Source organism: Bizionia gelidisalsuginis, from assembly GCF_008086185.1.
Classification (GTDB): domain Bacteria; phylum Bacteroidota; class Bacteroidia; order Flavobacteriales; family Flavobacteriaceae; genus Bizionia; species Bizionia saleffrena.
In genome coordinates this window covers 70,859-91,369 of sequence record NZ_VSKN01000005.1, presented here as the reverse complement: position 1 = coordinate 91,369, position 20,511 = coordinate 70,859, and the positions used below count along the sequence as shown (strand labels likewise).

Sequence of the window (20,511 nt, the reverse complement as noted above, 5' to 3'; positions counted from 1 at the left end):
TGCCGTTTAGACTAAGACAGTGTCTATAAATGCGCAGTATTGTTTACGCTTCAATGGTTATTTTTAAAATCTGGGTTGTATTTTCTGTCACTTTAAACCTATTATCCAAGCGCTTGTTAATCACCCAGACAATGTCGTCGTTAGTGCACAATAATTCAGCTCTTTCTTTCTCTAAAACAGATAGTTTTTCATCCTTAAAAAATTTGCTCAGTTTCTTTTTCCCTTGCATTCCTAAAGGATAAAAGTAATCGCCATTTTCCCAAGCTCTAACAGTTAATGGAAATTGAAGTGAGTCTTTATCAACAAAAACAGTGTTTGCGTTATGCTCTGAAATAGAAGCGACTTCCGTAATAACTAAAGTTCCACTATTTATTTTAATCCGCTCGACACCTTGTGTAATTGTAATACAATCTTCGCCATCGCTTTCCGATTTTAACGTCAATACTAATTCCGCTCTATTTTTTAAAAGGAGATGTGTGTCGCTTAATAATTGCTTTCCAGATTGCGCTGTCATTAAATCGCCAATTGCAGCACCACTATTAAACCCAAAATCTTTAAATATTTCATATAAGAAGGCTTCTGTAGACTTTAAGTCTTGTAAAACAGAAATACTGAATTTCGTGGTAACAGCATCCGAAAACAACACCGCTTCTTTTAATACTAAATCTAAACTCTCGTTTACAATCGCCTGACTCGCTTTTAAATGCGACAACGTATTTTTGAAATTGCTTAAAAATTGCGGATTAATTTCTTTTAACTGTGGAATAATATCGTGACGTAATTTATTGCGTAGATATTTTGTAGATGCATTGCTGCTATCCTCTCGCCATTCTATATTATTTATTTTAGCATAATTTTCAATTTCAGCTCTTGAAAAGGGTAATAATGGTCTTACAACAGTCTCATTAACTTCCGGGATTCCCGTTAAACCATCTAAGCCAGTACCCCGAGATAAATTAATCAAAACCGTTTCTAGAGCATCGTCCGCATGATGCGCAGTTAATACATAATCGAATTTTAACAACGTAATGAGTTCGTTAAACCACGTATAACGCAAGTCACGCGCTGCCATTTGCGTCGATATTTTATGTGCCTCGGAAAACGCATTGGTATCAAAACTTTGTACAAACACTTCTGTATCCAAGGCATCGGCAAGGGCCATCACAAAAGTTTCGTCTTGGTCGCAATCTCCGGGTCGTAAATTAAAATTGCAATGTGCCAAAGCGAGATTCAATCCTGCATTTTTGCACAAATGTGTAAGTACCACACTATCTAATCCCCCAGAAATAGCGATTAATAGGCGGCTGTCTTTTAAAAAAGGGAGCTGTTTGTCTATATGGTTTTTAAAGGTGTTTTGCACAGTATGGATTTTAAATATTTGAATTAATAATCCCTATTACAAATGTAAGAAAGCATTGTAAGTTAAACCGTAAATATAGTAAAACTAGTTTTCGAGTACGTCGCGCATTGCTTTAGCCTTAATACCGCACTCTTCATATTCCTTTTGAGGATTGCTTTTTGCAGTAATCGCACCACCAACGGAATAGGAGACGTATTTTTTGGTTGTATTATATAGAATGCTCCTTATTACCACATTAAAATCAAAATCACCATCTGGCGTAATATAACCTACGGCTCCAGAATACAATCCCCGTTTAGTTTCTTCAAGTTTTTCAATAATAGTTAAGGCTGAAATTTTTGGAACGCCTGTCATACTTCCCATTGGGAACGTCGTTTGAAGAATTTTTATAGGGCTTGTGGTTTCTTCAACTTCTGAAACTACGGTAGAAATCATTTGATGCACTTGCTCGAAAGAATATATTTTGCACAATTCTTCCACTTTTACGCTGCCACGCCTTGCGGTATGCGATAAATCGTTACGTACTAAATCGACAATCATTATATTCTCGCTGCGTTCTTTTTCATCGGACCCTAATGCGTTTTTTAAAGCTTCATCTTTGGTACTCTCTTGCTCTCGTTTTGCAGTTCCTTTTATAGGTTGCGAAATTATTTTAGTGCCTTCCTTTTTTAAATACCGCTCTGGTGTTGCCGATAGTAAGAATTTATCTCCCGATTTTAAGAAGGTTGCAAATGGTGGTTTTGAAATGGCATTCAGTTTTAAATACGTTTCTAATGGATTTATGGTGGCATTTTTGGCATAAAACTCCTGACAAAAATTAGCCTCGTAAATATCGCCACGGTGAATGTGAGTTAACAGTGTGTTTAACTTATCGTAATAAGCCTTTTCAGGAATGCGTTGCTTCATTTTTAGCGTAGACGTTTCGGAAGTTGTTGGATTTTCTTTTTGGTCTTCAATCGCTAACAAGTCCTTTTCCAGCTCGTCTTCAACAGCCTTTAAATATTGTGTTTCTACGGTATTTCCTTTGATTAAAAAGAGTTTCTTCGGCTGAAAAAAATACAAATCAGGAAAGCCTAATCCGTCGAAATTACGAGATTGTAACGCTTCGGTATCATTCTTTAAATCGTAGGTTAAATAGCCAAAAATCCAATCTTTAGTACTTTTTTGGTACTCATCTAAAGTATTGAAGGCCTCTTGATAATCGGTTTGGATGGCTGTAAACGCATCGACCGCTAAAACGGCGTCATAACTAGAATACTGTTGCGTGTAGTTATTAGAATCTAACCAAACGACATCGTCAAATTGTTGCGACCATACTAAAAGTTTACGCTTAAAGGCAGCTATGTCCTCCTTATTATATACCGACTTATTCCTCAATACTACTATTTTATAACTGTTGATGACAAATTTATTAAGAATTAAGCTATTTACGCTCATTATTGTCCAATAAAAGACACAATACCGCTTCACTTTTAAAATCAAGAATGACGACGGGGTTCTAAATTTCCAAAAAGTAAATAGAATTTTTAAAAAATGTGCACGCCATCCTACTTAAATCAATTACTACTAAGAAAGTTATTCTTTTAAGAGCTTAGCACTCCCGGATTTTACTAAGATTAATAAAATTAAACTATTTAAAATCGGACATTTGTGATTTATGGTATAATCGTTTCAATATTTGTAGGTCTAAACCGTTTAGAGATTGCCTTATTTTGGGTTTTAAATGGAATAGAATACAACGCATACTACCATTTTAAATAGTATTTAACACCATTTTCACCAAAAACGCAAGAATGTAAAACAGATTAAGTTTTAAAAGTTACCTTTGCAGCATAATTAAAATATAATAGCGTGACTTTTCAAGATTTAAATTTAAATACCTCATTATACAACGGACTTAACGACTTAGGCTTTACCACGCCAACGCCCATTCAGTCCGAAGCTTACGGCGTTATCGCTGGCGGGAAAGATATGGTGGGAATTGCACAAACCGGAACGGGTAAAACCTTTGCGTATATGCTGCCTATTCTTAAAAGTTTACCGTATTCTAAGCAAGAAAACCCGCGTATTTTAATCTTAGTGCCTACCCGAGAATTGGTGGTGCAAGTAGTAGACGAAATCGAAAAACTAGCGAAATATATTAATACGCGCGTGCTTGGTGTTTATGGAGGCACCAATATTAATACGCAAAAACAAGCGATTGCGCAAGGTCAAGACATTATTGTGGCGACTCCTGGGCGTTTATACGATTTGGCATTAAGCCGTGTATTACAATTAAAATCGATTAAAAAATTAGTGATTGATGAAGTGGATGTAATGCTCGACTTAGGGTTTAGACACCAACTCATTAATATTTTCGATATTTTACCAGAGCGTCGTCAAAATATTATGTTCTCGGCAACGATGACGACAGATGTGGATGAGTTAATTTCAGATTTCTTTATTCATCCTGAAAAAGTATCGGTTGCGACTTCTGGGACACCATTAGAAAACATTAACCAAACACGTTATGATGTACCCAATTACTACACGAAATTTAATTTATTAAAAGAATTACTTCGAGATAAAGAGACCTATAATAAAGTGTTGGTGTTTGTGGCTTACAAAAAAATGGCCGATCGTCTATTCGAAAGTTTAGACGCATTTTATCACGACGAATTGTGTGTGATTCACTCTAACAAAACACAAAATTACAGACTGCGAAGTATTGAACAATTTAGAGAAGGATTTAACAGAATTTTGGTCGCTACCGATGTTATGGCGCGTGGATTAGATATTGATAATATTACACACGTTGTTAATTTTGATACGCCAGAATACCCTGAAAACTATATGCACAGAATTGGTAGAACCGGTCGTGCAGAACGCGAAGGAAAGGCTATTTTATTTTCAACTGAAAAAGAGCAGGAATCTTTAGAAGCGATTGAAGATTTAATGCAAATGAAAATCGAGCGATTAGAAATTCCTGAAACCGTAGAGATTTCTACCGAACTCATCGAAGAGGAACGTCCGCAAATAAAAGAAAGAAATAATCCTCATAAACGTAAAACGTTAGAAGAGCGCGGGGAAGCTTTCCACGAAAGATCGGCAAAAAACTCTAAAGAAAACTTAGGAGGTTCTTATAAATTTAAAATTGCTGCCAAGTATAAAAAGCCAAAAACTCGAGGTGATAAAAATTACAACAAACGTAATAAAAAGTAAAATTTAGTGGTATTTCGCGTTATAATTCTCAACAAATTTAAAATAAATGTAATTTATTTTCGTTATTTTTATTCTGAATCATATGCGCCAAACTAATGCCTTCACCAATTTTAGAACTGCTTCCCAATCTTATTTCGTTTAATTACGAGACTCATTATGATTCCTTATTTATCAATCAGAATTGGGTTTTGGTAAATGGTATTTCAGAGAAAAAAGCCACTTACGTCTTTAAAGAAGAAGATATTCTCACTATTCAAGATAACGATATTGTGAGTGAAACTTCTTGGTCGATACATTTTAAGAATATTTTTTCGATTGAAACTGAAGATGGAAATATAACCGTTAAAGCCTATTTTAAAGATACGGATGTCTTGGTTTTAGAACATCAAGATAAGGACGATTATGCCTTATTTATTAATGAAGATAAGGTTAAAGATGGTATCAATTCTATAGAAGACGTTACCCATTTCTTAAAATCGAAATATCATAAAAAAGCAAAAGCACTCATTAACGATCACGAATTTTATTACATCGAAAACTTCAAAGAGTTTGGACCATTTACCGCTAAAGAACTTGTGGCTAAGGCTAAAGACAAAGACGTAAGTGTGCATTGTTTTATTAGAGATGTTAACGATTTAGACTACGGCAAACGACTACGAGTTAGAGACTTGCTCCACACATAATTCCTTTTATAGAATCTCAATAAGGTATAAATTTTTGTTAAGTGTACTGCTTAGCAACTTCAGAAATTATAATTTCCCGCTTTTAAAACCTCAATATATTTGAAACGCATTTTACTCCTTATTGCAAAAATAGCAATTGGCTTATTCCTAATACTTATCCTTTTTATTCTTGCTGTAAAATGGAATGTTTTCGGTAAAATATATACCGAAGACGAACTCATCAACTACAAAAACGAAACAGCATCGGTAGTTTTATCTGAAAATCGTGTGGTTTTAGGAAAATACTTCGACAAAAACCGAACGAACGCTAGTTATGAGCAGTTCCCTAAACATTTAATAGATGCTTTAGTTGCCACTGAAGATGCGCGTTTTTTTGAACACGATGGTGTAGACACCCGAAGTTTATTACGGGTTATTTTTAAATCGATACTTACAGGCGACAAACGCTCTGGCGGTGGAAGCACCATTTCGCAACAGCTGGCTAAAAATATGTCGGGAAGAAGTAGCCACGGTTTTTTGAGTCTTCCTGTAAATAAGGTTAAGGAGATTATTCAAGCCAAACGCATTGAATCTATCTACTCCAAAGAAAATATTCTGACTCTCTATTTTAATACGGTCTCTTTTGGTGAAAATATTTATGGTATTGAAAGTGCCGCTTTACGCTATTTCAACAAAAAAGTAAGCGATTTAACCATTGAAGAAGCTGCGGTGCTTGTCGGTATTTTAAAAGCCAACACGTACTATAATCCTAAGAAAAATCCTAAAAACGCTGTAATGCGTAGAAATGTGGTGTTAAGTCAGATGCAGCGCTACGATTATTTAGATAAAAAGACGGCAGATTCATTGAGTGAAATACCGTTAAAGTTGAATTACAATAATTTGACATCAAAAAATAACGCAGGCCATTTTTTGACTTATGTAAAAGGAGAAGCTTCGAAAATTATTGATTCCATCAATAAAAACAGCAAAACAAAATACAATTTAGAAAAAGATGGTTTAATTATCTCCACCACTTTAAACGAAAACTTACAAACGTATGCTGCAGACGCTTTCAAGTCGCATTTAAGTGTGATGCAAGAAAAAATAAGAGCACAGTACAATAGTAATGCGTCACAAAAGCGTGCCTTAAACACATTGGTTGAAGCACAATTAAAACAGATGAAAATACATCCCGATTCTGCCAAACTAAAAAGCCGACAATCGGTATTTAATTGGAAAGGTTTGGAAACGGATTCTATTAGTATTGTAGATAGTTTAAAACTAGAAAACACAATTCTTCACGCGGGATTATTAGCGATGTCGCCAAAAACAGGCGCAGTAAAAGCCTATGTTGGCGGTATTGATAACCAACGTTATGCTTACGACCAAATCTTTTCGCAACGTCAATTGGCCTCCACTTTTAAACCGATTTTATACGCGACCGCTTTCGAAAGTGGCAAACAACCGTGCTATTATTTAGATAACGATTCTATTAAACTGAGCGATTATAAAAATTGGAATCCCACTAATGCCGACCGTACTTTTGGAGGAAAATATTCCTTACAAGGTGCTTTATTAAATTCTAAAAATATTCCGACAATAAATTTATATTTAGAAACGAATTTCACGAAGCTAGATACAATTTGGTCACGTTTAAACTTTAGTTCTAAATTACAAAATGTGCCTTCTTTAGCTTTAGGAACCACAAACGCGAGTATTTATGAAGTTGCAAATGCGTATAGTGTATTCGCAAATTCAGGAAAAACGACCACACCCTACGCTATTGTGAAAATTGAAACCGCTTCGGGAGACATACTTTACGCGCATAAAAACCAAGAGCCAAAAGAAGTACTTTCTAAACGTACCACAGCTTACATAAACGAAATATTACAAAATGCGATTGCTCGAGGAACGGGACAACGCATACGCAACCAATACGGCATATCATTACCATTAGCTGGAAAAACAGGAACGTCTCAAGATTACACCGATGCTTGGTTTGTGGGGTACAACCCAAATATTGTGGTGGTTAGTCGCGTAGGTTGTAATTCGCCAAAAATTCATTTTAATAATGGTTTAGGAGCAGGAAGTTCACTGGCCTTGCCTTTAGTTGCCAAAACATTACAAAAAGCAGAACGAAATACCGACTTAAAAAAAGAGCTCACAGCTTCTTTTGTATCACTTACCGAAGAAGAACGCAACCAATTGGACTGCGAAGATTTCAAAGAAAAAACGGGTGTTGAAAAATTCTTCGAACTGTTTAAAAACAAGGAAAGTTCCTTCGAAAAAGAACAAGAAAAAGCTAAAAAGAGAGAGAAACGCAAGGAAAAAGGCTTTTTAAAGCGTTTATTCGGAAACTAAAAGTATAAAAAAAAGAGAACCAAATGGTTCTCTTTTTTTTTATATAATTTTACTATTAATGTAATAATTACTCCTGTAATCCGGGAACAGTAACCATTTCATTAACATCTTTATCGTAATCAATCCCATCAACTTTAAATCCGAATAAATTAAAGAAATCAGTATTATACCCTTCTAAATCGCCAATTTCAGGCAACGTTTCAGTAGTTGCAATTTTCCAAAGCTCTAATACTTTTGCTTGAATGTCTTCACGCATTTCTAAATCGTCAACGCGAATTCTACCTTCACTGTCTAAGGTCATATTTTCAGCATATAAACGCTCATTAAACAAACGTTCTATTTGCTCGATACAGCCTTCGTGAATGCCTTCTTCTTTCATTACTTTGTACAGCAACGAAATATATAAAGGAATTACAGGAATCGCCGAACTCGCTTGTGTTACCAAAGCTTTATTTACCGAAACATACGCTTCACCATTTATAGCTTTTAATTGGTCTTTAATTTTAAAAGCAGTAGCTTCTAAATGGTCTTTAGCACGACCGATTGTTCCTTTTCTGTAAACCGCTTCCGTTAATGAAGGACCAATATAAGAATAAGCAACAGTTTTAAAATCTTCGGCTAAAGCATCATTTTCTTGTAATGCATTAATCCAAAACTGCCAATCTTCACCGCCCATTACCGCGACTGTATTTTTAATTTCTTGTTCGTTACACGGCTCAATCGTAATTTCTTTAACTTCACCCGTATGGAAATCTACCGTTTTATCAGTAAATGTTTGTCCGATAGGCTTTAAAGTCGATTTAAATTTTTCGCCCGTATCAGGATGTTGTCTCACAGGAGAAGCCAAACTATACACTAGTAAATCTATTTTCCCTAAATCTTCTTTAATCAGTTTTATGGTTTGTGCTTTAACTGCGTTAGAAAACGCATCGCCATTGATGCTTTTTGCATACAAACCGTCTTTGTGTGCTTGCGTCTCGAAGGCTGCCGAGTTGTAATATCCCGGAGATGCCGGTCGCCCGTCGGTAGGTGGTTTTTCGAAATACACCCCAATAGTTGAGGCGTTAGAACCATAAGCACTAGTAATTCGTGATGCTAAACCAAATCCTGTTGAAGCCCCTATAACCAAAACGCGCTTTGGTCCGTTTGCTGTGGGATGGTCTTTTATATAATTTATCTGACTTAAAACATTGCTTTTACAGCCCTCTGGGTGTGATGTTAAGCAAATAAATCCGCGTGTTTTTGGTTCTATAATCATTCTTCTCCGTTTTATTTAATCGTAGTTTGTAACAAATTTAGCGTATATATATGTAATGAAAAAACTTAAACCTCGTGTTTATAACTAATATCGGGACTACAACGAAAAAAGCGAACCGTGGGGTTCGCTTTTTTGCTATGTATAGTCGTAATCAGTCTCTATTCAATGTGACTTAAATATGTAAAGCTCTATCATCAGTTGCTGCTAATGCCGCTTCTTTAATTGCTTCCGTAAATGTTGGGTGTGCGTGAGACATTCTAGAAACGTCTTCTGCACTTGCTCTGTATTCCATCGCTACAACTGCTTCCGCAATCATATCGGCAGCACGAGCGCCCACCATATGTACCCCTAAAATTTCATCTGTATTTTTATCGGCTAGCACTTTTACAAAACCATCTAAATCCATACTCGCTCTACTTCTACCTAAAGCACGCATTGGGAATTGTCCTGTTTTATATTCTATTTTTGCTTCTTTTAATTGCTCTTCGGTTTTACCAACCGATGCCGCTTCTGGCCACGTGTAAACTACACCTGGAATTAGGTTATAATCGATATGTGGTTTTTGTCCCGCTAACGTTTCAGCAACAAAAACACCTTCTTCTTCCGCTTTATGCGCTAACATTGCTCCTTTGATAACATCACCAATCGCATAAATATTAGAGGCGCTAGTTTGTAAATGTTCGTTTACATCTACTAACCCTCTATCTGTAAGTTTTACGCCAGCAGCTTCAGCATTTAAACCGTCTGTAAATGCACGACGACCAACAGAAACCAAGCAGTAATCTCCTTTAATTTCTACTTCTTCGCCTTTTTTATTATCGGCTTTTACAATAACTTCATCCCCTTTACGCTCTACAGATTTTACTTTGTGAGACGTATTGATTTTTAGCTTTTGCTTTTTGAAAATCTTATTTAATTCTTTAGAAACACCTTTGTCCATTGTTGGCACGATGCGATCCATATATTCTACAACCGTCACCTCAGAACCTAAACGTTTGTAAACTTGCCCCAACTCTAAACCAATAACTCCACCACCAATAACAATTAAATGTTTCGGGATTTCTTTAAGTTTTAAAGCCTCAGTTGATGTTATAATGCGCTCCTTATCTATAGAAATAAATGGTAACGACGCCGGTTTTGATCCTGTAGCAATAATGATGTTTTTTGCTTCAATCTCTATAGTTTCTTTTCCTTTTATAGTAATATGAGTAGCATCTTTAAAGCTACCTAAACCTTCATAAACATCGATGTTGTTCTTCTTCATTAAAAAATCGATACCACCAGTCGTTTGGTCTACAACCGATTGCTTGCGCGCAATCATTTTTTCTAAATTTACTTTAATTTCGCCAGGTATTTCGATACCGTGCTCTTCAAAATGTTTTACTGCATCTTCGTAATGATGAGAAGAATCTAGTAATGCTTTACTTGGAATACACCCCACGTTAAGACACGTACCGCCAAGTGTTGAATATTTTTCGATAATTGCAGTTTTCATTCCTAGTTGTGCGCAACGTATCGCCGCTACATATCCTCCAGGTCCTGAGCCGATAACGGCTACATCGTATTTACTCATAAAAGTATATTATTTTTTAAATTATTTCGCCTTCGCTGAAATAGTACTCTATTAAATTTAGACAAAAGTACAATTTTGTACGATGATTTGCCAATGACTTCTGATGAATTTTTAATTTGTTTTAACAACGGAAACGCTACGGTTAAATAATGCTCCTATTTACTTACAGCTCTAATTATTTTTACTTAAAACAAGATACAAAGTATATCTAAATTAGTGTTTACAAACTCCTTTTACACTGAAATTGCCGTTGTATATTTCACCTCATTAATCATAAACATACTGTGTGTACTCCCTATATGGTTAATAGTGGTTAGTTTTTCGACCATAAATTCTCTAAACGCCTCCATATCTTTTACAATTACTTTAAGTAAATAATCGTAATCACCACTAATATGAAAACACTCTAAAACTTCGTTTAAATTATTTATAGCATTTTCAAATTCTACAATATTATTTTGCGTGTGTTGCGTGAGTTTTATGTGGCAAAAAGCAACGAACGATTTATCGGCTTTTTCTTTAGCTAGTAACGCTACGTACTTATTAATTACGCCTTGATTCTCTAGTTTCTTAATCCGTTCGTAAACGGCCGTAACCGATAAATTCAATTTATTCGACAAAGCTTTATTGGTTTGCTTACTATCGTTTTGGAGTAAGCCTAAGAGTTTTTTATCTATAGTATCTAATGTCATTTTGAAAATTTTTCAGCGGAAGTGCTATTTATTCGGATTGAAATTAAAATTAAACTATAAAATTAACTTATTATAGATTATAAATCTAATTAATGAGTTATCTATTGATTTTCTATCTAATATTTATCACATTTGATGTAATTATAAAACAACATATTCACTATAAAATATAATAATTATGTCATTTAAACCCGCAAATAATATTCAGGACTTGCAATACTTTGGTGAGTTTGGAGGCGTCAATCCATCAATTTCTGACTCTTCAACCTATACTTTTTTATCGGCTAAAACAATGATGGATACTTTTGAAGGCAACACAGACGGTTGCCATTTATACTCACGCCACACAACACCTTCTAATTTATATTTAGGTGAAGCTTTAGCGGCAATGGAAGGTACAGAAACAGCAAACGTTACCGCTTCTGGAATGGGCGCCATTACTCCTGTTTTAATGCAATTATGTGGTGCAGGAGATCACATCGTATCTAGTCGTACTATTTATGGTGGAACGTATGCGTTCTTAAAAAACTTTGCCCCCCGTTTTAATATTAAAACCTCTTTTGTAGACATCACAAAATTAGACGTTGTGGAGGCTGCAATCACACCAAACACAAAAGTATTATATTGCGAATCGGTAAGCAATCCGTTATTAGAAGTCGCCGATATTAAAGGCCTAGCTGCTATTGCAAAAAAACACAACTTACAATTGATTGTAGATAATACGTTTTCGCCATTATCTATTTCGCCAACTCAGTTTGGCGCAGATATCGTAATACACAGTTTAACAAAATTTATAAACGGATCTAGTGATACTGTTGGTGGCGTTGTTTGCGGATCTCAAGAATTCATTAACGAATTAAGAAGTGTTAATGACGGAGCTTGTATGCTTTTAGGAGCGACTATGGATAGTTTACGCGCGGCTTCGGTTTTAAAAAACTTAAGAACGTTACACCTTAGAATACAACAGCACAGTAAAAACGCTATGTATTTAGCCGAAAAATTTGAAAACTTAGGTTTAAAAACAGTGTACCCGGGCTTAGAATCTCACCCCTCTCATAAAATATTTAAAGAGATGATTAACGAACAATACGGTTTTGGCGGAATGCTAACTGTGGATGTAGGATCGCTAGATAAAGCCAATGCACTAATGGAATTAATGCAAGATAAAAACTTAGGCTATTTAGCAGTAAGTTTAGGATTTTACAAAACGTTATTTAGCGCACCAGGAAGTTCTACATCTTCAGAAATTTCTGAAGAAGAACAAAAAGAAATGGGATTAAGCGATGGTTTAATTCGTTTCTCTATTGGATTAGATGCCGATATTGAACGGACTTACGACATAATGAAAACATGTATGAAAGAAATAAACGTGATTTAAATCGTTCGTTTTTAAAACCTACAGAAGAGATTAAAGCGTCTCTTTAACCTCTTCTAATTGAGCCAGCTGTTTAGTCTGGCTCAATTTATTTTCAGCCCCTACGCCTTTCATAGTTTCACTAATTTTACGAGAAGGATTCTTCTAATACTCTTTTAAAATATAAAATTGATAATAATAAAAGACACTTAACATCATCGGGCCTCTAGTATAAACAGAGCGTGTTTTTAGCCAATCAACTCAAGTTAGGCAAAATGAAAAAACCAATTCCATTGCTGTTTTAGAGTGTTTAGCAGCGCGTTTTATTATCCTTTTTTTTTCTGGTCATCGCGAAGGAAATGGACTTGTAGAATATATTGATTATCCCGACACTATTCTTTTTAATAGAATTTTACTCTTCGTAATATATTGCATTAATTATCACACTAGCCAAGAGTGAATTATAATAAAAAGGTGACAGTTAGAGCAAAAAAACACTTAAAAAAAGCGTATAAACGCCGACTCTAAACTCTTTAACGCCTACTTCTCATTAATTGAATATTCTATTGGCAGCACTTCTTTTACTATTTAATATTCGTAATCAAAACAGACAATTATTGCAGTAATGTTAAAAACTAAAGTTTATCGGCTTCGATAGTTCTGTTTATTTGCATAACAACATCGAAAATCGTAACCTTACACTCCTAAAAACGAACTTTAATGCAAGACGATACTAATCTTTCCAATATAGAAATAGAAGACCAAACTATTATAGATAACAAAGAATTAAGTCTATTTGAAGCATTAATTCCAGTGGTAATACTTATGGGCTTACTCGCTTATAACATCTTTTTTGTAGACGGGCAAGAATGGTTTGGCACGTATACCAATCAGATTATATTATTATTAGGAGGCGCAGTTTCGGCGGTTGTTGGTTTATTTAATAAAGTCACCGTTTCATTAATGATACGAGAAATCTGGTCGAATCTAAAAAGTGTTCTCGTGCCGATACTCATTTTATTTTTAGTAGGCGCTTTGGCAGGAACGTGGTTGGTTAGTGGCGTTATTCCGGCGATGGTATATTACGGCTTAGAGGTTTTAAAACCCTCTATTTTTTTACCAGCTTCTGTTATTATTTGCGCGTTAATCTCTATTGCCACAGGAAGCTCTTGGACCACCTCTGCTACCGTAGGAATTGCATTAATAGGTATTGGTGGTGCTTTGGGTATTAATCCGGGTATGATTGCCGGAGCGGTAATTTCTGGAGGCTATTTTGGAGATAAGATGTCGCCACTAAGTGATACTACAAACCTTGCTCCAGCAATGGCAGGAACCGATTTGTTTACTCATATTAGATATATGGCACTAACAACGGTACCCACTTTTATTATTACTTTAATTGTTTTTAGTGTAATGAGTGCGACTATTGTAACCAAAGGAACAGCCGATGTTACGTCGCTTTTAGGAAGCATACAAAACACATTTAATATCACGCCTTTGTTATTTATAGTTCCAGTAGCCGTTATAGCACTGATACTTTTTAAAACAAAACCATTAGTAGCACTTACCGTAGGTGTTTTATTAGCGGCTGTATTTGCCTTTATTTTTCAACCTGGTATTTTAGATAGTTTGTCGTCATCAAAAACAGAAGCGATTGTAACCACTATCTTATCCGACGTACAGATTGTAACCGAAAACGATAAACTTAACGATTTATTCAGTTCTGGAGGAATGAGCGGAATGATTTGGACTATCCTTTTAATATGTTGTGCAATGGTATTTGGTGGTATTATGGATGGTATTGGCGCATTATCGCGAATTACCAAAGAACTATTAAAACTAGCGTCTAGTGTCTTTGGACTTTTTGCAAGCACTGTTGTAAGTTGTTTAGGACTAAACTTAATCGCTTCAGACCAGTATCTAGCCATCGTTATTCCTGGTAAAATGTTTAAAAAAGCCTATCAAGATAAAAACTTAGCGCCCGAGAATTTAAGTAGAACCTTAGAAGATTCTGGTACGGTAACTTCGGCATTAATCCCTTGGAATACTTGTGGAGCTTACCATAGTGGCGTTCTTGGTGTTGGTGTTGGCGAGTATTTTATATACGCCATATTTAATTGGCTGAGTCCGTTTACAACGCTTTTATTTGCCGCTTTCCACATAAAAATTAAGGAGCTCACTTATAAATAAGATAAATTTATCGTTTTATTAAAACGCTATAACTTAAATCTATTACGTAATAAGTATTAAGAATTTCATTTCTTGTTTAAAACGCCTTTTCTAACCTATCTTTGTAATAGATAAAATTATTAACAATTAAATATATATAATATGGCATTTGTAGGAAAAAAATTCCCAAACTTAAACGTAGACGCAATGAACGAAATGGGCGACACTTTTAAAGTGAACGTTCTTGAAGAAGCAATTAATAACAAGAAAAAAGTTTTACTTTTTTGGTACCCTAAAGATTTCACATTTGTTTGCCCAACAGAATTACACGCTTTTCAAGAAGCATTAGGTGAATTTGAAAAACGTAACACAATCGTTATCGGGGCTTCTTGTGATACTCCCGAAGTTCATTTTGCTTGGTTAAACTCACCTAAAGACAATGGTGGTATTGAAGGTGTAACTTATCCTATTTTAGCAGATACTAATAGAAATTTAGCTTCTACTTTGGGTATTTTAGATATTACTAACGAAGAGTACGATGAAGAAACAGGAAATGTAATTCTAGAAGGTGACAATGTTACGTATAGAGCAACTTACATTATCGATGAGGAAGGAACGGTTGTTCACGAAGGCATTAACCATATGCCATTAGGTAGAAACGTAAACGAATTTTTACGTTTAATAGATGCCTATACGCACGTACAAAAAAATGGTGAAGTTTGTCCAGCAAACTGGGAAGAAGGAAAAGAAGGAATGCAGGCTAATAGAGAAGGTACTGCTGCTTATTTAGCTTCTCACTAAACTCATTTTAAAACCACACGATTGTGTACCAATCGTGTGGTTTAATTTAAACTCTAAAAATTATGATACAAGAATTAGATCAAGATAATTTAAAAGAAGTTGTAAGTAATAACAATACCGTTATTGTACAGTATTCTGCGACTTGGTGCGGTAACTGCCGTATTATGAAGCCTAAATTTAAAAAATTAGCTTCAGAAAATGAAAATGTAACTTTTGTTATTGTGGATTCTGAAAAATTCCCAGAGTCTCGTAAAATGGCAACTGTTGATAATTTACCAACGTTTGCCGTATTTAAAGATGGTGAATTTTTAAATCAAGTTCAAACTAATAAGTTTGATGTTTTAAAGGAATTAGTTAACCCAGTATTATAACTTAGAAAGAAATGAAATTACCTGTAATAAAACATTTAACACAGTTTATAGCCGAAAATGACGAGGATTATGTTGTAGAAACTATAGAAACACTTGAAGCCTTAACAGAAGTCCCTTCGTTAAAAGAAGAAGAATTAGATGTTATAGGGGAATTAATTTCTAATATGTACGGCGCTATCGAAGTCCATAAAATGGTTAAAGAGGGAACCCCTCAAAAAGAAGCATTAAATACCTTTATGAAGCGTGTTCTAGGTTCTATAGACAAATAAGCACTTCATTTTTAGGCCTAAAAAAACCACCTCATTACAAGGTGGTTTTTCTCTTTTTCATAGATGTTTTAATAAGTAGCACCAATCGTAGTTACGATTTTGGCAATAAAACGGTATCGATAACGTGTATTACTCCGTTAGATTGGTTTACATCGGCGATTGTTACCTTTGCCGAATTACCATTTGCGTCTGTAATATAGACATCCTTTCCTTTTAACCAAGCAGTAATCAAACCACCACTTACGGTTTTAATTTCAGCTTTACCTTTTCCTTTTTTTATCATTTTTACAACGTCTGCAGCATTCCATTTCCCTGCAACGACGTGGTACTTTAAAATAGTTTGCAACATCATTTTGTTTTCTGGCATTAATAACGTCTCTACCGTACCTTCTGGTAATTTATTAAACGCTGCATTTGTTGGCGCAAAGACAGTAAAAGGACCAGTACTAGATAATACCTCCACCAACTCCGCGGCTTTTACAGCTGCAACCAGTGTTGTGTGGTCTTTAGAATTTACTGCATTTTCTACAATGTTTTTTGATGGATACATTTCAGCTCCACCAACCATTTTTGTTGATTCTTTCATCATACCTTGAGCAAAAATGCTTTGAGATGAAACGAATAATACAGCAACTAAGGCTATTTTAAATACATTTGAAGTTTTCATAGTTTAAAGTTTAAGTTTATTAATTGTTTTTATGTTTCAGGCATATTAACGAAAGCCCTTTGGCTACGGTTTTTAAAAACTCAGGTTTTAACTTTTTATTAACAGATATAAAAAACACAATCACTGCTAAACTCTTGTTTAAACTGGGTTCTTCATTCTAAAAAAAAACAGTGCTTTATTCTTAAAACTATTTTAATAGTCTTAAATTTATACTTTAACCCTAAAACATATTATTTTGAGTACAATAAAATTAAAAGGCAACCCAATAGAAACTTCTGGATCTCTTCCTAACGTTGGAGATAAAGCACCAAATTTCACATTAACGACTCCCGAAATGGGCTCTAAAACACTTGCCGACTATAAAGGAAGTCGAGTGATTTTAAATATCTTTCCAAGTATTGATACAGGTACTTGCGCACAGTCGGTTCGCTCATTTAACACGGAAGCTTCAGAAATAGAAAACACTAAAGTGCTCTGTATTTCTAAAGATTTACCTTTTGCACAAGCACGTTTCTGTGGTGCCGAAGGAATAAAAAATGTCGAAATGCTTTCGGCTTTTAAAAGTGACACCTTTGGAAAAGATTATGGATTAAATATGACTTCAGGTCCATTGGAAACGCTATTATCGCGCTGTGTAATTGTATTAGACGAAAACGGTGTGGTTACGTATACCGAACAAGTATCAGATATTGTAGACGAACCAAATTACAAAGCCTCTTTAAGCGCTATATTAAATAAATAAAACACTTTAAAACACAGGTCATTTAAAGAATTAAGACGCTTGCTAATGTTATTTTTTATAACTTTCAAGCGTCTTATATAGTATAATCTTATGGGTGAAAAAGATTCTTTTTTTATAAATAGAGTTAAAAGTGTGCGTTTTGCTTTTAAGGGCGCTTTTTTATTACTCACTACCGAAGCCAGTATAAAAGTGCAGTTTGGGATCGGTGTTTTAGTAACGATTGCCGGATTTTACTTTAAAATAAGTACCACCGAATGGATTATACAAACACTAGTAATTGCAACTATCATGGCGTTAGAAGGCGTTAATACTGCTATTGAAGCCATCGCCGACTTTATACACCCAGAACACCACCCTAAAATTGGTTTAATTAAAGATTTAGCCGCAGGCGCTGTATTTATTTTTGCTGTCGCAGCAGTAATTGCAGGCTGTATTATTTACATTCCTAAACTATTAGCATTAACCTAACCCTATATAAATAACAAAAACACTTAAAAAGCTCCAAATCAATTCATAAAAAAGCAATTTTAAAATGTAATTCTCCATTAGGATAAACCCTAGTAATTTGTATTTTTGTTGCACACTAAAAACCTATAATGGCGAAGAAAAAACCTAAAGCAAAAAAAGCAAAAGAACCAAGAGTAAGGAAACCTCTATTTGTTTTAAACAATCAGCAAAAGCTAATCTTTGGTAGTTTTTTGGTGCTTTTAGGCATCCTTTTATTTATCGCTTTTTTGTCTTTTTTATTTACTGGAAAAGCAGACCAAAGTATTCTTAGCGAATTACCTTCGCGAGCGGTAGAAACCGAAAACTGGGCAAGTCAATCTGGTGCGTGGTTAAGCGACTTTTTTATTCAGCGTGGGTTCGGACTTTCGGCCTTTATATTTGCCGGATTAGTCTTTTTATCGGGTGTTTTCACCTTATTAGATTTAAAAAAAGCACAATTAATTCAGCATTGGTTTTGGGGCACATTAATAGCACTTTGGATGTCAACTTTGTTCGGGTTTGCAGGTCATAAAAACGATATTTTAAGCGGTACTATTGGGTTTGAGCTCAATACCTTCATTCAAGATTTTATTGGTATAATTGGGACTGTATTATTATTATTATTTGGGTTAATCATCTATTTAGCAATACGTTTTAAAGTGACGCCAGAACGTATCAGTAACGCGTTTAAAAAAGCTAAAAAAGAAATTAAATCTGATTTTAAAGACGCTAAAAATGATGTGGTGCCGGTAGATAATAATTTAAGTGCTGAAGCCGAAGATATGAAATCATCTTTCGATTTAGAGAGTGAAGATTTAGAGCCTACATTACAAAAGGCTCCAGAAGTTGAAGCGGAAGAACCAAAAGCTGTACCACCCCAAGAACCGTCAGTTGAAACCGCTTTAGAAATTGAAATCCCTAAGGAGGAAGAGGTTGACGAGGAAGAGGAATTAGAAATGGAAGTTGGTAAAATTGTTGAAGAACAATCGGAAACCGATAATTTGTCAGATAAATTAGTAGCAGACTTTGGATTATTCGATCCAACGTTAGAATTAGGAAACTTTAAATTTCCGCCTTTAGATTTATTAAAAAAATATAACATTGAAGGCATAAAAATTGACCAAGCCGAACTTGAAGACAAGAAAAACAGAATTGTAGAAACTTTAAACAACTACAAAATTGGTATTCAGTCTATAAAAGCAACAATTGGGCCTACAGTAACGCTTTACGAAATTGTACCAGATGCTGGCGTGCGTATTTCTAAAATTAAAAACTTAGAAGACGATATCGCCTTATCTCTTGCCGCTTTAGGGATTCGTATTATTGCTCCTATTCCTGGAAAAGGAACGATTGGTATAGAGGTACCCAATAGAAATTCGACTATTGTTTCTATGCGCTCGGTTATAGCATCGCAAAAGTTTCAGAAATCGGAAATGGAATTACCTATCGCCTTAGGAAAAACCATTAGCAACGAAACCTTTGTTGTCGATTTAGCTAAAATGCCTCACTTATTAATGGCAGGTGCAACAGGTCAAGGTAAATCGGTTGGGTTAAATGCTGTACTTACCTCATTATTATACAAAAAACACCCTGCAGAGGTTAAGTTTGTGTTAGTCGACCCTAAAAAGGTAGAATTAACGCTCTTTAATAAGATAGAACGACATTATTTAGCGAAACTTCCCGACAGCGCCGAAGCGATTATTACCGATAACACCAAGGTTATAAACACCTTAAACTCACTGTGTATTGAAATGGACAATCGTTACGAAATGCTTAAAAATGCCTTTTGTAGAAATATTGCCGAGTATAACGTAAAATTTAAAGCGCGTAAATTAAACCCTAACGACGGCCATGCTTACTTACCATATATCGTTTTAGTGGTCGATGAGTTTGCCGATTTAATTATGACGGCTGGAAAAGAAGTAGAAACCCCAATTGCGCGTTTAGCACAATTAGCACGTGCTATTGGTATTCACTTAATTGTTGCAACTCAACGTCCGTCGGTAAATGTAATTACCGGTATTATTAAAGCCAATTTCCCGGCGAGAATAGCCTTTAGAGTAACTAGTAAAATAGATTCTAGAACTATTTTAGACAGCTCTGGAGCCGACCAACTTATTGGCCGTGGAGATATGTTATATACGCAAGGAAACGATTTAATACGTATACAATGTGCCTTTGTAGACACCCCAGAAGTGGAAAGAATTACCGATTTTATAGGATCGCAAAAAGCGTATCCCGATGCTTATTTACTTCCAGAGTATGTAGGTGAAGAAGGTGGCACAAATCTTGATATAGATATCGCGGAAAGAGACAAACTCTTTAGAGAAGCCGCAGAGATTTTAGTTATCGCACAACAAGGTTCGGCATCGTTATTACAACGTAAATTAAAATTGGGTTATAACCGTGCTGGTCGTATTATCGATCAATTAGAAGCCGCAGGAATTGTTGGTGGCTTTGAAGGTAGTAAAGCACGACAGGTATTAGTAACCGATTTAGCTTCTTTAGATTCCCTATTAGAAAACGAAGGTCAATAAATTAAACG

At 35.1% G+C, this 20,511-nt stretch carries 17 protein-coding genes; 11 read left to right on the top strand and 6 right to left on the bottom strand.

The window, feature by feature from the left end:
• Nucleotides 1–43 precede the first annotated feature (43 nt).
• Nucleotides 44–1,360 (bottom strand): tRNA lysidine(34) synthetase TilS, encoded by a 1,317-nt coding sequence (tilS, locus tag ES677_RS05465; RefSeq protein ID WP_148380682.1) that lies wholly within the window; start codon nucleotides 1,358–1,360, stop codon nucleotides 44–46.
• An 84-nt stretch (nucleotides 1,361–1,444) separates the two neighbouring features.
• Nucleotides 1,445–2,797: an anthranilate synthase component I family protein gene (locus ES677_RS05460; RefSeq protein ID WP_148380681.1), complete on the bottom strand. Its 1,353-nt coding sequence runs from the start codon at nucleotides 2,795–2,797 to the stop codon at nucleotides 1,445–1,447.
• A gap of 414 nt (nucleotides 2,798–3,211) precedes the next feature.
• Here ES677_RS05460 and ES677_RS05455 point away from each other — a divergent pair, with 414 nt between their 5' ends.
• The 3 genes from ES677_RS05455 (at nucleotide 3,212) to ES677_RS05445 (ending at nucleotide 7,584) form a co-directional block, all read left to right on the top strand.
• A complete protein-coding gene (locus ES677_RS05455; protein WP_148370165.1) occupies nucleotides 3,212–4,561 on the top strand; it encodes a DEAD/DEAH box helicase in 1,350 nt (449 codons plus the stop codon).
• Between the two features lie 95 nt (nucleotides 4,562–4,656).
• Nucleotides 4,657–5,244 carry a hypothetical protein gene (locus tag ES677_RS05450; protein ID WP_148380680.1) on the top strand — a complete coding sequence of 196 codons (588 nt, stop codon included), beginning with the start codon at nucleotides 4,657–4,659 and terminating at the stop codon, nucleotides 5,242–5,244.
• A 99-nt stretch (nucleotides 5,245–5,343) separates the two neighbouring features.
• Nucleotides 5,344–7,584, top strand: coding sequence for a transglycosylase domain-containing protein (locus ES677_RS05445; protein WP_148380679.1), 2,241 nt, complete (start codon nucleotides 5,344–5,346; stop codon nucleotides 7,582–7,584).
• A gap of 67 nt (nucleotides 7,585–7,651) precedes the next feature.
• Here ES677_RS05445 and fabV read toward each other — a convergent pair whose 3' ends face one another.
• The 3 genes from fabV to ES677_RS05430 all read right to left on the bottom strand — a co-directional run bounded on the left by fabV (nucleotide 7,652) and on the right by ES677_RS05430 (nucleotide 11,107).
• Entirely contained in the window at nucleotides 7,652–8,842 is a 1,191-nt protein-coding gene (gene fabV / locus ES677_RS05440; protein WP_148370162.1) for an enoyl-ACP reductase FabV, read from the bottom strand.
• A gap of 172 nt (nucleotides 8,843–9,014) precedes the next feature.
• Nucleotides 9,015–10,415 (bottom strand): dihydrolipoyl dehydrogenase, encoded by a 1,401-nt coding sequence (gene lpdA / locus ES677_RS05435; RefSeq protein WP_148380678.1) that lies wholly within the window; start codon nucleotides 10,413–10,415, stop codon nucleotides 9,015–9,017.
• 233 nt (nucleotides 10,416–10,648) lie between these two features.
• Nucleotides 10,649–11,107, bottom strand: coding sequence for an Lrp/AsnC family transcriptional regulator (locus ES677_RS05430; RefSeq protein ID WP_148370160.1), 459 nt, complete (start codon nucleotides 11,105–11,107; stop codon nucleotides 10,649–10,651).
• Nucleotides 11,108–11,285: 178 nt separating this feature from the next.
• Between ES677_RS05430 and ES677_RS05425 the strand changes: the two genes are divergently transcribed.
• The 5 genes from ES677_RS05425 (at nucleotide 11,286) to ES677_RS05405 (ending at nucleotide 16,071) form a co-directional block, all read left to right on the top strand.
• Nucleotides 11,286–12,485, top strand: a complete 1,200-nt coding sequence (locus tag ES677_RS05425; protein WP_148370159.1) for an aminotransferase class I/II-fold pyridoxal phosphate-dependent enzyme — start codon at nucleotides 11,286–11,288, stop codon at nucleotides 12,483–12,485.
• Between the two features lie 696 nt (nucleotides 12,486–13,181).
• Entirely contained in the window at nucleotides 13,182–14,651 is a 1,470-nt protein-coding gene (nhaC, locus tag ES677_RS05420) for a Na+/H+ antiporter NhaC (RefSeq protein WP_148380677.1), read from the top strand.
• 141 nt (nucleotides 14,652–14,792) lie between these two features.
• On the top strand, nucleotides 14,793–15,431 hold the full coding sequence (locus ES677_RS05415) for a peroxiredoxin (protein WP_148370157.1): 639 nt from the start codon (nucleotides 14,793–14,795) through the stop codon (nucleotides 15,429–15,431).
• Nucleotides 15,432–15,493: 62 nt separating this feature from the next.
• On the top strand, nucleotides 15,494–15,802 hold the full coding sequence (locus tag ES677_RS05410; protein WP_148370156.1) for a thioredoxin family protein: 309 nt from the start codon (nucleotides 15,494–15,496) through the stop codon (nucleotides 15,800–15,802).
• A gap of 11 nt (nucleotides 15,803–15,813) precedes the next feature.
• Nucleotides 15,814–16,071, top strand: a complete 258-nt coding sequence (locus tag ES677_RS05405) for a DUF6952 family protein (RefSeq protein WP_148370155.1) — start codon at nucleotides 15,814–15,816, stop codon at nucleotides 16,069–16,071.
• Nucleotides 16,072–16,162: 91 nt separating this feature from the next.
• On the opposite strand, the gene ES677_RS05400 is transcribed toward ES677_RS05405, so the two are convergent.
• Complete coding sequence (locus ES677_RS05400; protein WP_148370154.1) at nucleotides 16,163–16,738, bottom strand: fasciclin domain-containing protein; 576 nt, start codon at nucleotides 16,736–16,738, stop codon at nucleotides 16,163–16,165.
• A 235-nt stretch (nucleotides 16,739–16,973) separates the two neighbouring features.
• On the opposite strand from ES677_RS05400, the gene tpx reads away from it, so the two are divergent.
• The 3 genes from tpx (at nucleotide 16,974) to ES677_RS05385 (ending at nucleotide 20,503) form a co-directional block, all read left to right on the top strand.
• Nucleotides 16,974–17,480, top strand: a complete 507-nt coding sequence (gene tpx, locus ES677_RS05395; RefSeq protein WP_148380676.1) for a thiol peroxidase — start codon at nucleotides 16,974–16,976, stop codon at nucleotides 17,478–17,480.
• A 90-nt stretch (nucleotides 17,481–17,570) separates the two neighbouring features.
• Complete coding sequence (locus tag ES677_RS05390; RefSeq protein ID WP_148370152.1) at nucleotides 17,571–17,948, top strand: diacylglycerol kinase family protein; 378 nt, start codon at nucleotides 17,571–17,573, stop codon at nucleotides 17,946–17,948.
• A gap of 128 nt (nucleotides 17,949–18,076) precedes the next feature.
• Nucleotides 18,077–20,503: a DNA translocase FtsK gene (locus tag ES677_RS05385; protein WP_148380675.1), complete on the top strand. Its 2,427-nt coding sequence runs from the start codon at nucleotides 18,077–18,079 to the stop codon at nucleotides 20,501–20,503.
• The last annotated feature ends 8 nt before the right edge of the window (nucleotides 20,504–20,511 follow it).

Coding starts and splice junctions, on each gene's coding strand:
- ES677_RS05460 (WP_148380681.1), bottom strand. CDS start 2,797: ATGAGCGTAAATAGCTTAATTCTTAATAAATTTGTCATCAACAGTTAT.
- ES677_RS05450 (WP_148380680.1), top strand. CDS start 4,657: ATGCCTTCACCAATTTTAGAACTGCTTCCCAATCTTATTTCGTTTAAT.
- fabV (WP_148370162.1), bottom strand. CDS start 8,842: ATGATTATAGAACCAAAAACACGCGGATTTATTTGCTTAACATCACAC.
- lpdA (WP_148380678.1), bottom strand. CDS start 10,415: ATGAGTAAATACGATGTAGCCGTTATCGGCTCAGGACCTGGAGGATAT.
- ES677_RS05430 (WP_148370160.1), bottom strand. CDS start 11,107: ATGACATTAGATACTATAGATAAAAAACTCTTAGGCTTACTCCAAAAC.
- ES677_RS05425 (WP_148370159.1), top strand. CDS start 11,286: ATGTCATTTAAACCCGCAAATAATATTCAGGACTTGCAATACTTTGGT.
- nhaC (WP_148380677.1), top strand. CDS start 13,182: ATGCAAGACGATACTAATCTTTCCAATATAGAAATAGAAGACCAAACT.
- ES677_RS05415 (WP_148370157.1), top strand. CDS start 14,793: ATGGCATTTGTAGGAAAAAAATTCCCAAACTTAAACGTAGACGCAATG.
- ES677_RS05410 (WP_148370156.1), top strand. CDS start 15,494: ATGATACAAGAATTAGATCAAGATAATTTAAAAGAAGTTGTAAGTAAT.
- ES677_RS05405 (WP_148370155.1), top strand. CDS start 15,814: ATGAAATTACCTGTAATAAAACATTTAACACAGTTTATAGCCGAAAAT.
- ES677_RS05400 (WP_148370154.1), bottom strand. CDS start 16,738: ATGAAAACTTCAAATGTATTTAAAATAGCCTTAGTTGCTGTATTATTC.
- ES677_RS05390 (WP_148370152.1), top strand. CDS start 17,571: ATGGGTGAAAAAGATTCTTTTTTTATAAATAGAGTTAAAAGTGTGCGT.
- ES677_RS05385 (WP_148380675.1), top strand. CDS start 18,077: ATGGCGAAGAAAAAACCTAAAGCAAAAAAAGCAAAAGAACCAAGAGTA.